This window comes from Pseudoduganella sp. S-14, assembly GCF_049913285.1.
In the GTDB taxonomy this organism is placed as follows: domain Bacteria; phylum Pseudomonadota; class Gammaproteobacteria; order Burkholderiales; family Burkholderiaceae_D; genus Rugamonas.
Genome location: NZ_CP183991.1, coordinates 2,325,141 through 2,338,918, shown reverse-complemented (window position 1 = coordinate 2,338,918; position 13,778 = coordinate 2,325,141). Strand labels below are relative to the sequence as shown.

At 63.6% G+C, this 13,778-nt stretch carries 10 protein-coding genes; all 10 read left to right on the top strand.

What is annotated here, in order from left to right; all coding sequences use genetic code 11:
* Positions 1–3 precede the first annotated feature (3 nt).
* Positions 4–2,838, top strand: a complete 2,835-nt coding sequence (locus ACN9MZ_RS10680; RefSeq protein ID WP_426342115.1) for an ATP-binding protein — start codon at positions 4–6, stop codon at positions 2,836–2,838.
* Between the two features lie 45 nt (positions 2,839–2,883).
* Positions 2,884–3,810, top strand: a complete 927-nt coding sequence (gene argF, locus ACN9MZ_RS10675; protein WP_426342114.1) for an ornithine carbamoyltransferase — start codon at positions 2,884–2,886, stop codon at positions 3,808–3,810.
* Between the two features lie 59 nt (positions 3,811–3,869).
* Positions 3,870–5,102 (top strand): argininosuccinate synthase, encoded by a 1,233-nt coding sequence (locus ACN9MZ_RS10670; protein ID WP_426342113.1) that lies wholly within the window; start codon positions 3,870–3,872, stop codon positions 5,100–5,102.
* A gap of 94 nt (positions 5,103–5,196) precedes the next feature.
* Positions 5,197–7,008: a methyl-accepting chemotaxis protein gene (locus ACN9MZ_RS10665; protein WP_426342112.1), complete on the top strand. Its 1,812-nt coding sequence runs from the start codon at positions 5,197–5,199 to the stop codon at positions 7,006–7,008.
* Positions 7,005–7,463, top strand: a complete 459-nt coding sequence (locus ACN9MZ_RS10660; RefSeq protein WP_426342111.1) for a chemotaxis protein CheW — start codon at positions 7,005–7,007, stop codon at positions 7,461–7,463. The genes ACN9MZ_RS10665 and ACN9MZ_RS10660 overlap by 4 nt, the downstream gene beginning before the upstream one ends.
* Positions 7,460–8,704: a CheR family methyltransferase gene (locus tag ACN9MZ_RS10655; protein ID WP_426342110.1), complete on the top strand. Its 1,245-nt coding sequence runs from the start codon at positions 7,460–7,462 to the stop codon at positions 8,702–8,704. Before ACN9MZ_RS10660 ends, ACN9MZ_RS10655 begins: the two co-directional genes overlap by 4 nt.
* 15 nt (positions 8,705–8,719) lie before the next feature.
* A complete protein-coding gene (locus ACN9MZ_RS10650; RefSeq protein ID WP_426342109.1) occupies positions 8,720–9,391 on the top strand; it encodes a chemotaxis protein CheW in 672 nt (223 codons plus the stop codon).
* Positions 9,388–11,697, top strand: coding sequence for a hybrid sensor histidine kinase/response regulator (locus ACN9MZ_RS10645; RefSeq protein WP_426342108.1), 2,310 nt, complete (start codon positions 9,388–9,390; stop codon positions 11,695–11,697). Before ACN9MZ_RS10650 ends, ACN9MZ_RS10645 begins: the two co-directional genes overlap by 4 nt.
* Positions 11,694–12,722 (top strand): chemotaxis-specific protein-glutamate methyltransferase CheB, encoded by a 1,029-nt coding sequence (gene cheB / locus ACN9MZ_RS10640; RefSeq protein WP_426342107.1) that lies wholly within the window; start codon positions 11,694–11,696, stop codon positions 12,720–12,722. The genes ACN9MZ_RS10645 and cheB overlap by 4 nt, the downstream gene beginning before the upstream one ends.
* Positions 12,723–12,731: 9 nt before the next feature.
* Positions 12,732–13,748: a diguanylate cyclase gene (locus ACN9MZ_RS10635; protein ID WP_426342106.1), complete on the top strand. Its 1,017-nt coding sequence runs from the start codon at positions 12,732–12,734 to the stop codon at positions 13,746–13,748.
* Positions 13,749–13,778: the final 30 nt, after the last annotated feature.

The window sequence follows — 13,778 nt, the reverse complement described above, 5'->3', positions numbered from 1 at the left end:
CCGATGCAGCTTCTGTTTGCCGATGACGATGCCGTTGCGCAGTGGGAGCTCGAGCTGCTGCCCTTGCGCGGCATCGCGCGGCTTCCGGTGCTGCTGCCCTTGGCCTGGCATTTGCGCCAGCGCGACGGCACGCGCGCGCAGGCGCTGGCGCGCGAAGCAGCCGCCCTGCTGCCCCTGGCTCACCTGCCGGGCGATGCACGCGCTTCGCTGGAAGGGCGACTGTACCTGGTCGACGGCGAAATCCGCTGGCTGCTTGGCGAACTCGATGTCGCCGCCAGCCTCGCCTCGCGCGCGCTGGAGGTGTTCGAAGCACAAGACGACAATATCGGCCGGGCCGACGCCCATTGGCTGAAAGCCTGGATCTCGGTCGACCGCGGCAACCATGGCCAGCGCGATGCTGAACTGGAAGCCTGCTCCAACGCAGCCCATGCGGCGGCCGACGAGCAGCGCGCCACCATTGCGGATGCGGTGCAGGCGCGTTGGGCGGCATTGCGCGACCTGCACGCCGCGACAGAGCGCTGGGGCGAGCGGTTCAACATGTCGGTGGAAGCGCCGCCCAGCGTGGAATGCTGGATCAACGACTTCTTCGCCATCGCGGCCAGCCAGGCCGGCGATATCGGCAATTCGGCCAGCTTCTACATCCGCAGCTATGAGGCCGCGCTGCAAACGGGGCAGATTCGCGCTGCAGCCACGGCCGCCATCAATATCGCGGAAAAATTCTCGCAACTGAACGACCACCACTCCGGCCTGGAGTGGATGCAGCGCGCCATGGACCTGGCCAAACCTACCGGTTGGCCGCGCAGCATCGGCTCCTGCCTGGTGCACACGGCCGACATCGTGCGCCGCCTTGGCCGGCTTGGCGCGGCGGAAGAGCTGCTGCGCGAGGCGCTGGTGATCCTGGCGCCGCAAGCGAACGGCCGCACCTACGCCATCGCCTTGCAGCATCTGGGCGAACTGTGCCTGGACAAGAAGGATTACGGCGAGGCGCTGGACGCTTTCCAGCGGCTGTCGGAGCGCGCGGAAGCCTTGCAGCAGGGCGACTTCAAGATCGTCGCGCTGCGCGGCCAGGCCCATGCCCTGTGCTTTCTCAATCGTTCGCTGGAAGCGCTGGACATGGCGCTGATGGCGGTGGAACGCGCATCGCGCCACCATAATGCATTCCACCATGTGGCGGCACTGCGGGTGCTGGCCCTGATCCACGGCCAGCTCCAGCTGTCCGCGCCGCCCGGCATGCGGGCGCCCAACGCCCGCCTGCATTACCTGCACCAGGCCCTGGAAGCGGCACAGACCATCAAAGGCTACACAGTGCCGGGCGACCTGTACGACGCACTGGGCGCCGAGTACGCGCGCCTGGGCGATTTCGGCCGTGCTTATGAAATGGCGACCGCGGCCAGCGCCGCGCGCGAAAAGACCCACACGCTGGACGCCACCAGCCGCGCCATCGCCATGCAGGTGCACCACCAGACGGAACAGGCGCGTGCGGAAGGCCTGCATCATCGCGAGCTGGCCATGTCCGAAGCGCGCCGCGCCGAAGTGCTGCAGCAAACCACCAAGCTGCTGGAGCGGCTATCGGCCATCGGCCAGGAAATCACTACCCACCTCGACGCAGGCGCCGTGTTCCAGGCGCTGGACCGCCATACCCACGCCCTGCTGTCGGCCAATACCTTCGCGGTCTACCTGGTCGATCCGGCAGGCCGCCAACTGGAGCGCGCCTTCGGCGTGGAAGCCGGCCAGGCCCTGCCGCGCAACGCAATCCCGCTCGAACACCCTACTGCCTACACCGCGCAATGCCTGCGCGAACGGCGCGAGGTGTATATCGACCAGATTCCCCCCGAGCGCGACAGCACGGTCACGCCCGGCACGGCGGCCAGCCGCAGCGCGCTATACGTGCCGCTGCTGGTGGGCGAGCGGACGTTGGGCGTGATGACGGCGCAAGCCATGCATGCCAACGCCTACGGCGAGCGGGAACGGCTGATTTTCCGCACCCTGTGCGCGTACGGCGCCATCGCGCTCGATAACGCCATCGCCTACCGGCAGCTGCAGGAAACCCAGTCGCAGCTGGTGTCGCAGCAAAAGCTGGCGGCGCTGGGCGCGCTGATGGCAGGCGTGGCGCATGAACTGAATACGCCGATCGGCAACAGCCTGCTGATTGCCAGCACGCTGGAACAGAAAACCACCGAACTGGAAGAGGTGGTCAACGGCCGGGGGCTGCGCAAATCCGAGCTGCTGGCCTACATCGACGACGCGCGTAAGGCTTCCACCCTGGTCATGCGCGGCCTGCACAGCGCGGCCGACCTGGTGTCAAGCTTCAAGCAGGTGGCGGTGGACCGCACCACCGAGCAGCGGCGCATCTTCAACCTGCACCAGGTGACGCATGAAGTGGTGGCGACGGTGATGAACCGCATCCGCAAGGACGGCCACACGATCGCATTCGAAGTGCCGGAGCTGATCATGCTGGACAGCTATCCCGGCCCCTTCGGCCAGGTCATCACGAACCTGATCAACAACGCCTTGCTGCACGCCTTTGACGGCCGCGAAGGGGGCCATCTGCACCTGCTGGCGGCCACGCCGATGGAAGGCCGCGTGCTAATATCGTTCAGTGACGACGGCAGCGGCATCGCGCCGGAGAACCAGACACGCATCTTCGACCCGTTTTTTACCACCAAACTGGGACAGGGCGGCTCCGGGCTGGGGTTATCAATCAGTTACAACATCGTCACTTCCCTGCTGGGCGGCCAGATCGCCGTCGACAGTAGTAGCGCAGGCACCACCTTCACGCTGGACCTGCCGATATCGGCGCCGCGGCATGACCCCGAACGCCCGGCCACGATTTATTGAAATGCCCGTATAATCTTTAGTCCACCGCAGCAAAACTTTGCAAAGATGTCTATACCACCTAAAAGCATCAAGCACTATCTCCAGTTCAACGACCTGACCCTGGAGGAGTACGAATATGTGATCGCCCGCGCAGCGGAAATCAAGCGCAAATTCAAGGCCTACGAGATTTACCACCCGCTGATCGACCGTACCCTGGTCATGGTGTTCGACAAGAATTCGACCCGTACCCGCCTGTCCTTCGAGGCCGGCATGCACCAGCTGGGCGGCGCTGCGATCTACCTGAATACCCGCGACTCCCAACTGGGCCGCGGCGAGCCGGTGGAAGACGCGGGCCAGGTCATGTCCCGCATGTGCGACATCATCATGGTGCGCACCTTCGGCCAGGACATCATCGAACGTTTCGCTGCGCATTCGCGCGTGCCGGTGATCAATGGCCTGACCAACGAACACCATCCATGCCAGGTATTTGCCGACATCTTCACCTATATCGAGCATCGCGGCTCGATCAAGGGCAAGGTCGTGGCCTGGGTGGGCGACGCCAACAACATGCTGTATTCCTGGCTGCAGGCAGCCGAAGTGTTCGGCTTCCACGTCAATGTCTCCACGCCGCACGGCTACGACATGGACATGTCGCTGGTATCGACCGACCGCTACACCGTCTTCGCCAACCCGTCCGACGCCTGCGAAGGCGCAGACCTGGTCAACACCGACGTGTGGACCTCGATGGGCTACGAAGAAGAAAACGCGGCACGCCTGAAGGCCTTCGACGGCTGGATCGTCGATTCCGCCAAAATGTCCCGCGCCAAGCCGGACGCCCTGTTCATGCACTGCCTGCCGGCGCACCGCGGCGAGGAAGTATCCGCCGAAGTCATCGACGGCCCGCAATCCGTGGTCTGGGACGAAGCCGAGAACCGCCTGCACGTACAGAAGGCCCTGATCGAATATTTGCTGCTGGGCAAGATTGCTCAATAAATGGGGACGTACCCCATTTTTCAGGCAACACCAACCAAAACCAACTGACTGAGAAAATCATGAGCGACGTAAAGAAAGTAGTCCTCGCCTACTCCGGCGGCCTGGACACCTCCGTGATCCTGAAATGGCTGCAGGACAACTACCAGTGCGAAATCGTGACCTTCACCGCCGACCTGGGCCAGGGTGAAGAGCTGGAGCCGGCGCGCGCCAAGGCGCTGAAATTCGGCATCAAGCCTGAGAACATCTTCATCGACGACGTGCGCGAAGAGTTCGTACGTGACTTCGTCTTCCCTATGTTCCGCGCCAACACCGTGTACGAAGGCGAGTACCTGCTGGGCACCTCGATCGCACGTCCGTTGATCGCCAAGCGCCTGATCGAGATTGCCAACGAGACCGGCGCCGACGCCATCTCGCACGGCGCCACCGGCAAGGGCAACGACCAGGTTCGCTTCGAACTGGGCGCCTATGCACTGAAGCCAGGCGTGCGCGTGATCGCTCCATGGCGCGAGTGGGACCTGCTGTCGCGCGAGAAGCTGTTGAAATACGCGGAAGATGCCGGCATCGAAATCGACATGAAGCACAAGAACGGCGGCGCGCCCTACTCGATGGACGCCAACCTGCTGCACATCTCGTTCGAAGGCCGCCACCTGGAAAACCCCAGTGCGGAAGCCGAAGAATCGATGTGGCGCTGGACCGTCAGCCCGGAAGCTGCACCGGACCAGCCGGAATACCTCGACATCGAATTCGAAAAGGGCGACATCGTGGCCCTGAACGGCAAGCGCATGTCCCCTGCCACGGTGCTGACTGAACTGAACCGCCTGGGCGGCAAGCACGGCATCGGCCGCCTGGACCTGGTGGAAAACCGCTACGTCGGCATGAAGTCGCGCGGCTGCTACGAAACCCCTGGCGGCACCATCATGCTGAAGGCGCACCGCGCCATCGAGTCGATCACCCTGGACCGCGAAGTGGCCCACCTGAAGGACGACCTGATGCCGCGCTACGCCTCGCTGATTTACAACGGCTACTGGTGGGCGCCGGAGCGCGTCGCGCTGCAAACCCTGATCGACCACACCCAGGCCACCGTGAACGGCTGGGTACGCGTCAAGCTGTACAAGGGCAATGTGATCGTTGTCGCGCGCGATTCGAAGACCGATTCGCTGTTCGACCAGACCATCGCCACCTTCGACGAAGACGGCGGCGCCTACAACCAGGCTGACGCCGGCGGCTTCATCAAGCTGAACGCGCTGCGCATGCGTATCGCTGCCAACGCAAGGAACAAGCGCGGCCAATAAACTGCCCCGCTCTCCTGGGACGGGCCGCTTTGCGCGGCCCGTTTTTTTTGCTACATTGCCTTGGAAGAAAGCCCCTCGTCCCGGAGACCCGCGCATGAACAATATCAGCATCAAGAACAAACTCTACCTCGGCTTCGGCAGCATAGTAGCAATCATCTTGCTACTATTGATCCTGGCGTACAGCAATTTCGCCAGCCTGACTGACGCAAACCGGTGGGACCGGCATACGATGGAGGTGCTGATCGAGATTGACCGCGTCAACAACGCTTCGCTGCAGATCCAAGTGGACGCGCGGGGCTACATCCTGACCGGCAACGAAAGCTTTATCGCCAGCGAAAAAGAGAATGCAGAGTTGCTACGCCAGCACATGGCGAAAGCGGTCCAGCTCACCGCAGACAACCCACAGCAAAATGAACGCCTGAAACGAGCGCAATCTCTGCTGGCCAACTGGGCCGACGTGAATATCCGGCGCCAGATCGACAAGCGCCGCGCGCTGGCCGACACCAAGGGTGCGGCAGAAATATTGGGGCAATCGACGGAGCTGAAAGAAGCGGGCGCCATCGTCGGCAGCGCGCGCGAGCTGCTGGAACAGGCGAGTGATGAAGAACGGCGCCTGCTGGCGGAACGCAGCACAAAGGCGGTCGACTTGCATGCCAGCCAAAACAAGCTGCTGATTGGCGGCGGGCTTGCGGTGATCGCACTGTCGCTGCTCATTTCCTACACGCTCGGCCGGGCAATCCTCGGCCCGCTATCGAACCTGACCGCGGCGTTGACGCGCCTTGGCAACGGTGAGCAGGCGGCGCGCATTGAGATAAGTTCGCGCGACGAGCTAGGCAAGGTGAGCGAAGACTTCAATAAAATGGCACAGCAGCTGCAGGAAGGAGCCCAACGCGAACAGGCGCAAACCAATGACCTGCGCGCCAAGGTCGATGCACTGCTGACAGTGGTCTCGCGCGCTACAAGCGGAGACTTGACGGGCAAGATCCCGGTCACCGGCGAGGATGCCGTCGGGCAGCTGGGCGAAGGCTTGCAGCGCATGTTCGACAACCTGCGCCAGCTTCTGAACAATGTACAGAAGGCGGGCATCCAGGTCACCACGTCGGCCACCGAGATTGCAGCTTCGGCCAAGCAGCAGGAAGCCACCGGCGTCGAGCAGGCCCAGACCTCAGTCGAGGTGCTCAGCACCACCAAGGAGATTTCATCGAATACCTCGCAATTGTTGAAGACCATGGAAGACGCGACTGCGGTGGCCGATTACACCACAACAGCGACTTCCGAGGCGCAGGGCAACCTGCGCCGCATGGACCAGACCATGCAGAACATGGTCAACGCGACCGACTCGATCAATGCCAAGCTGGCGGCCTTGTCGGAGAAGGCTTCCAACATCAACTCCGTGCTGACCACGATTACCAAAGTGGCCGACCAGACCAACATCCTGTCGCTGAACGCCGCCATCGAGGCCGAAAAAGCAGGCGAAGCGGGCCGCGGCTTCTCGGTGGTGGCAACCGAAATCCGCCGCCTGGCCGACCAGACTTCGGTATCGACCTGGGATATCGAACAGATGCTGAAGGAAATGCAGTCCGCCGTCTCGGCCAGCGTGATGGGCATGGACAAGTTCTCGGAGGAGATCCGCCGCAGCGTGGGCGAGGTGCGCCAGGTAACCGACCAGTTGTCGGGCGTGATGGACCAAGTGCAGAAGCTGGCACCCCAATTCGACGCTGTGCTGCAGGGTATGCAGTCGCAGGCCGTCGGTGCGCAGCAGATCAGCGAGACCATGATGCAGCTAAACGACGCCACCCAGCAGACCGTCGAATCGCTGAAGGCAACCAGCGAGGCCGTGCACCAGCTGCAATACGCGGCCGGCGACCTGCAATCGAGCGTCTCCACTTTCGCCGTGAACGCATGAAAGTATTAGTCTTCCACATTGGCGCCGACCGCTACGGTCTTCCGTTGCGGCAGGTGCGGCGCGTGCTGCCCCTGCTGGAACTGAAGGGCATCCCGTTGGCGCCGGACAGTGTGGCGGGCTTGTTGAACCTGCACGGTGCGCCGATGCCGGTGATCGACCTGTCGCGCATCAGCGGCAGGGCGCCGTCGCGGCAGCATTACGACACGCGCATCGTGGTGAGCGATTACACGGCGCCCGATGGCGCAGTGCACGCGCTGGGACTGATGGCCGAACGGGTGCAGGGCGTGCAGGACGTGGCGCCGCAAGACCTGGCGCCAAGCGGCGTGCAGGCGGCGCCGTTCCTGGGCCGGGTCGCAGGCGACGCGCAAGGCATGGTGCAACTGGTCGAGGTCAATGACCTGTTGCCAGCCGAGTTGCGGGCGCGCCTGTTCCCGGCGGAGGCTGGGGCGGGATGAACGTACTCACCACATTGCGCCGCCTGACCGGCATGAACCTGGCCCGCAACACGGTCGAACTGGCGGTAAGGCGGCGCATGGAGGCGACGGGCGCAACGGAGCGCAAGGCTTACGTCGACCGGCTGGACGAAGCGGAGCTGCGCGAACTGGTGGAACTGGTGGTGGTACCGGAATCGTGGCTGTTCCGCGATGCGCAAGCTTTCGCCGCGGCGGTTGCGTTTGTGCGCCAGCGGCTGGACGAAGGGTCCAGGCTCGTGCGCATCCTGTCGGTGCCCTGCGCCGGCGGCGAAGAGCCTTATTCGATGGCGATGGCGCTGTTCGATGCAGGAGTGAAGCCGCAATCGTTCATGATCGATGCCGTGGATATCAGCGCTGCCTGCATCATGCGCGCCGAGGCCGGGGTATTTGGACGCAATGCGTTCCGCGGACGGGAATTGTCGTTCCGCGACCGCTATTTCACCTGGTCCGGCGACGATGAACTGTATCGCATCGATGACGCGCTGCGGGCGCGCATCCGTTTCGGCCAGGGCAGCATCCTGGAAGGCGAGCTTGGAACGGCGCGCCAGTATGACGTGATTTTTTGCCGCAACCTGCTGATCTATTTCGACGAGCCCACCACCGCTGCTGCCATTGCACGGTTGTCTGAATACCTGGCCAGTGACGGCATGATCCTGGCCGGATACGCAGAAGTGCCCTCCTTCGTGCGTCACGGCTTTTCGCCGCTGCCGCACCGCCAGGCATTCGCCCTGCGCAAGGACATCAAACGCTCGGTGGCGCCGGAGCAAGCCACCGCATCCGCTGCGCCGGCCTTGGCAAGCCTTCCGGCACGCGACAGACGCCCTGCCCCGGTAGCGCCGCGCCCGCCCCATGCCAACCGCGCTAACGCCAGCGCAAGCGCAACGTCCCGTCCCGTCGCCGCCGGCGACGAATCCCTGCTCACGCATGCGCGCAAGCTGGCCGACGCCGGAAAACTGCTGGAAGCCGATGCCGCCTGCCGCGAATTCCTCGCCCTGCAGCCCGAGTCGGCCGAAGCGTATTTCATCCTCGGCCTGCTGGCTGAAACCACCGGCAAGCCGGTCGATGCCGAAGCACACCTGAAGCGCTGCCTCTACCTGCAACCGGACCATTACGAAGCCCTGTGCCACCTGGCCCTGCTGCAGGAGCAAGGCGGCAACAGCCGCGCCGCCGCAACGTTGAAAGCACGTGCCGCGCGCGCTTTCCAGCGCCAGCAGCCACAGTGATAGCCGACCAAGACAATGACTGATCAAATCCAAGACCTCGACGCCTGCTGGAACCGTATCGGCGTCGCCGGCGACCATAGCTGCGAGATCCTCGACAAGGCTGTCCACTGCCGCAATTGCGACGTGTATGCCGGCGCCGCATTACGCAACCTGCAGCGGCCCGTCGATCCTGGCTACTTGCGCGAATGGGCCGAACACTTCCGCGCCCCGCAAGACGAGGGCGCGCGCCACGACAGCACCTGCGTCGCCTTTCGCATTGGCCGCGAGTGGCTCTCCCTGCCGGCCAATATGTTCCAGCAAATCGCGCCAAAAGCCATTCCCCATCGCCTGCCGCACCGCAATGCGCGCGGACTGCGCGGCGTCGTCAACGCTGGCGGCAAGCTGTATCCCTGCATTTCGCTGGCCGAACTGCTGGGCATCGACGAAGCCGGCGGCGACGCAGCCAGCGGCCGCCATGTTTTTGCCCGCATGCTGCTGGTGCAGTGGGAGGGCCAGTCCTACGCCCTGCCGGTGGCGGAACTGCACGGCATCATCCGCTATGCAGCCAGCGAGCTGAAGCCGCCTGCCGCCACCATCAACAAAGGCATTGAGCGTTACCTGGCCGGGGTGCTGCCGCACCAGGACATGCAGGTGGGCTGCCTGGACGACAGCCTGCTCGGCCACCAGCTAGCGAGGACCTTGCGATGACCGACAAGAAGGATGACCTGAGCCAGTTCTCCATGCTGGACCTGTTTCGCATGGAGGCCGACAGCCAGACCCAGATCCTGACCGACGGCCTGCTGGCCTTCGAGCGCCGCAACGACCCGGCTGCCGTGGAATCGATGATGCGCGCCGCGCACTCGATCAAGGGGGCCGCCTCCATCGTTGGGCTGGAGATGATCGTGCAACTGGCCCACGGCATGGAAGATGCATTCATCGCCGCCCAGGCAGGCAAGCTGAAACTGACTGCCAACCGGGTGGACGCCCTGCTGGCCGCGGTCGACCTGATCGTGCAGTGCTCGCGCCTCAATGGCGACCTGGATGCCTGGCTGGCGGCGAATAGCACGCAAGTCGGCAAGACCATGAATGATGTGCAGGGCATTGCCTTCTTGCCCGAGCCGGTCGAACTGCCGGCTGCCCTGCCGCCGCCCGCGCCGGCCATCAAGGCGGCGATCAAGGCGGCGCCGGCAGCGGCGCCGGCGCCTGAGATCGGGCCGGAGAGTCTGGTCGCGGCGGCGCCGGCCGACGGCGTAGCGGAACTGCCGGTGCCCGGCCGCTCCCTGCCGCCGATGAAAACCGCACAAAACTTCGACCGCCTGCTCGCGCTGGCGAGCGAAGCCCGCATCAACGCCCACCAGTTGCATCCCCTGATCCAGGGCATGCAGCGCTACAAGCGCAACCAGGCCGCCCTGTTCGCGGTGCTGGAAGACGTGATGGAAGCCGCATCCCGCACCAGCGACCCGGCACTGAAGGAAAAGGCCCTGCTGGCGATCCAGAAAAGCCAGCCGCTCAAGCAATTCATGCTGGAGCACATCGCCGACATTGAAAACTACGAGCGCCGCCTGCTCACGGGCTCCGAAAACATGGTCGATGAAGTGCTGTCGCTGCGCATGCGGCCTTTCCGCGACTGCATCCAGCACTTCCCGCGCATGGTGCGCGACCTGGCCCGCAACCTGGGCAAGGACGTGGTGCTGCAAGTGGAAGGCGAAGACACGCTGGTCGACCGCGACATTCTGCTGCGCATCGAAAGCCCGCTCAACCACATGCTGCGCAACGCCGTCGACCACGGCATGGAAAGCGCGCAAGAAAGGCTTGCAGCCGGCAAGCCGGCCAGCGGCACCATCGTGATGGAGGCACGCCACCGCGCCGGCATGCTGAATATCGAGATCAGCGACGACGGCCGCGGCGTCGATCCGGAAAAAATACGCAGCACCGTCATCGAGCGCAAGATGGCCACCGAGCAGATGGTAGCGGCCATGTCGCACGCAGAGTTGATGGAATTCCTGTTCCTGCCGGCCTTCAGCCTGAAGGGAGGCATTACCGAGATTTCAGGCCGCGGCGTTGGCCTGGACATCGTGCACGACACCATCCGCCAGCAGAACGGCACGGTACGCATCGAGTCGGAACTGGGCAAAGGCTTCCGCACTTCGATCACGCTGCCGCTGACGCAATCGATCGTGCGCGCCCTGGTGGTCGACGTCAAGGGCGAAGCCTACGCGGTGCCCATCGTCAAGGTGGAGCGCGTCCTCATGGTGCAGCAAAGTGCCGTGCACACGCTGGAGAACAAGCAGTTCTTCGACCATAACGGTGAACATCTTGGCCTGGTGGCCGCGGCCCAGGTGCTGGAACTGGGCGATATGGAACATGCCGAGGAAATGCCCGTCGTCGTCATCGGCAGCAGCGCGCGCCGCTATGCCCTGGTAGTGGACAAGATCCGCGGCGAGGAAAGCCTGGCAGTGCAGGCGATCGACCCGATTTTCGGCAAGATGCGCGATATTTCAGCCGCCGCCCTGCTGGACGACGGCGAACCGGTATTGATCCTGGACGTACCGGACCTGTTGCTTTCCGTGGAAAAGCTGCTGGAAGAAGGCGGCCTGCATCAACTTACGCGCGCAGACCACGCCGGACGGCGTAGAATGAAACGCATTCTTGTCGTGGACGATTCGCTGACAGTGCGCGAAATGGAGCGTAAATTGCTCGTCGGGCGCGGTTTTGAAGTGGACATCGCGGTCGACGGCATCGATGGCTGGAACGTGGTACGCAGCGGCGACTACGACCTGGTCATCACCGACGTCGACATGCCACGCATGGATGGCATTGAACTGGTCACCCTGATCAAGAAAGACCTGCACTTGCATAAGCTGCCCGTCATGATCGTCTCCTACAAAGACCGGCCGGAAGACCGCGCACGCGGCCTGGCTGCGGGGGCGGACTATTACCTGACCAAGGGCAGCTTCCACGACGAGACGCTGCTCGATGCAGTGTCCGACCTGATAGGCGACGCTTACCGATGAGGATCGCCATCGCCAACGATGTTCCGATGGCGGCTGAAGCGCTGCGGCGCGTGGTCGCCAGCACGCAGGAACACCAGGTGGCATGGATCGCGCGCACCGGTCTCGAAGCGGTGCTGAAATGCGCAACCGACCGCCCTGACCTGGTCCTGATGGACCTCAATATGCCGGAACTGGACGGGGTTGAAGCAACGCGCCGCATCATGGAGGAAAGTCCCTGCGCCATCCTGGTGGTGACGGGGCGCCCGCAGGACAACGTCAACCAGGTATTCCGCGCGCTGGGCGCCGGCGCGCTGGACGTCACGGCCACCCCGGTGCTGCAGGGAAAAGAAGGCGGTGATGCCGAGTTGCTGCACAAGATCAAGACCATGGACAAGTTGATCCGCCACAGCGGCGGCAACCAGTCCATGCCGCCGCGCCGGCACGCAACGCTGCCGCAACCGCGCGAAGCGGTGCTTGACACCCTGGTGGCGATCGGCGCCTCGACCGGCGGGCCGATGGCGGTGGCGCGCATCCTGGCCGGCTGGACCCCGCCTGCCAATTGCGCCGTCGTCGTGGTACAACACATCGACGAAAACTTTGCCGACCATTTCGCCAAATGGCTGTCGGAACAACTCGCGGTACCGGTGCGCGCAATTGAAAACCGCACGCCCCTGCAGGGTGGTATCGTCATGGTCGCCAAGAGCAACGACCACCTGGTACTGGATGAAAAACACCAACTGGGTTACGATGCCAACCCGAAGGATTATGCATACCGGCCTTCGGTCGATGTGTTTTTCAACTGCGTGGCACAGCACTGGAAAGGCGACGCAGTCGGCGTGCTGCTGACCGGCATGGGGCGCGATGGCGCCGAAGGCATGCTGGCACTGCGCCGCGCAGGCAAGAACACCATTGCCCAGGACCAGGCCAGCTGCGCGGTATATGGCATGCCGCGCGCCGCGATCGAACTGGACGCGGCGCAAACCATCCTGCCTCTCGATAAGATCGGCCCATTCCTGCGAAGCACGATCGGAGGCAAACTGATTTAAAGGAAAGCGATGCCTGACGTACTCACCTTGAACCTGGAAACCGAGCCAAGCCTGACCCACTTCAAGGTACGCGTGCTGCTGGTTGACGACCAGTTGATCATTGCGGAAGCGGTACGGCGCATGCTGGCCGACCAGGAAGACATCGAATTCCACTTCATCACCGATGCGCGCGAAGCGATTGCCGTCGCCAATTCGATGCAGCCCACCGTGATTCTGCAGGACCTGGTGATGCCGGAAGTGGACGGCTTTGAGCTGATCCGCCGTTTCCGCGCCGAGGAAATGCTGGCGCATGTTCCGATCATCGTGCTGTCGGCGCGCGAAGACCCCAAGCTCAAAGCACACGGCTTTGCCGTAGGCGCCAACGACTACCTGGTCAAGCTGCCCGACAAGCTGGAGCTGCTGGCGCGCGTGCGCCACCACTCGAATGCCCACATCCACCGCCTGCAGCGCGACCAGGCTTTCCGCTTCCTGCGCGAAAGCCAGCAAAAGCTCGCCGCAGCCAATGTGGAGCTGCAAAAGCTGGCCGCGCTCGACCCGCTGACCGGCATCTCCAATCGACGCCGTTTCGACGAAACGCTGGTGCTGGAATGGCAGCGCGGCAAGCGCGACAAGACGCCCTTGTCGCTGCTGATGATCGACGTAGACTATTTCAAGCAGTTCAACGACAGCTACGGCCACCCGGCGGGCGACCTGGCACTGAAAAAGGTAGCGGCAGTCATGACCGAGAACCTGAAGCGCCCGGCCGACCTGGTCACGCGCTACGGCGGCGAGGAATTTGCCATCATACTGCCGGAAACCGACAATGTCGGCGCCATGAACGTCGCCAACGCCTGCCTGCGCCAACTCGAAAAGCTGGAGATCGAAAACGCCAGCGCCCTGCCCTACGGCGTGCTGACCATGTCGATAGGCGTGCGGACCGTCGTACCGGACAAGCAATCATCATGGGACGCCCTGGTCGCAGCCGCCGACCGCGCCCTCTACGCCGCCAAGGCCGGCGGCCGCAACCGCGTCGTCAACGCAGAATGAAAGTCGGGGTCAGGTCTGGCAATCCGCCAT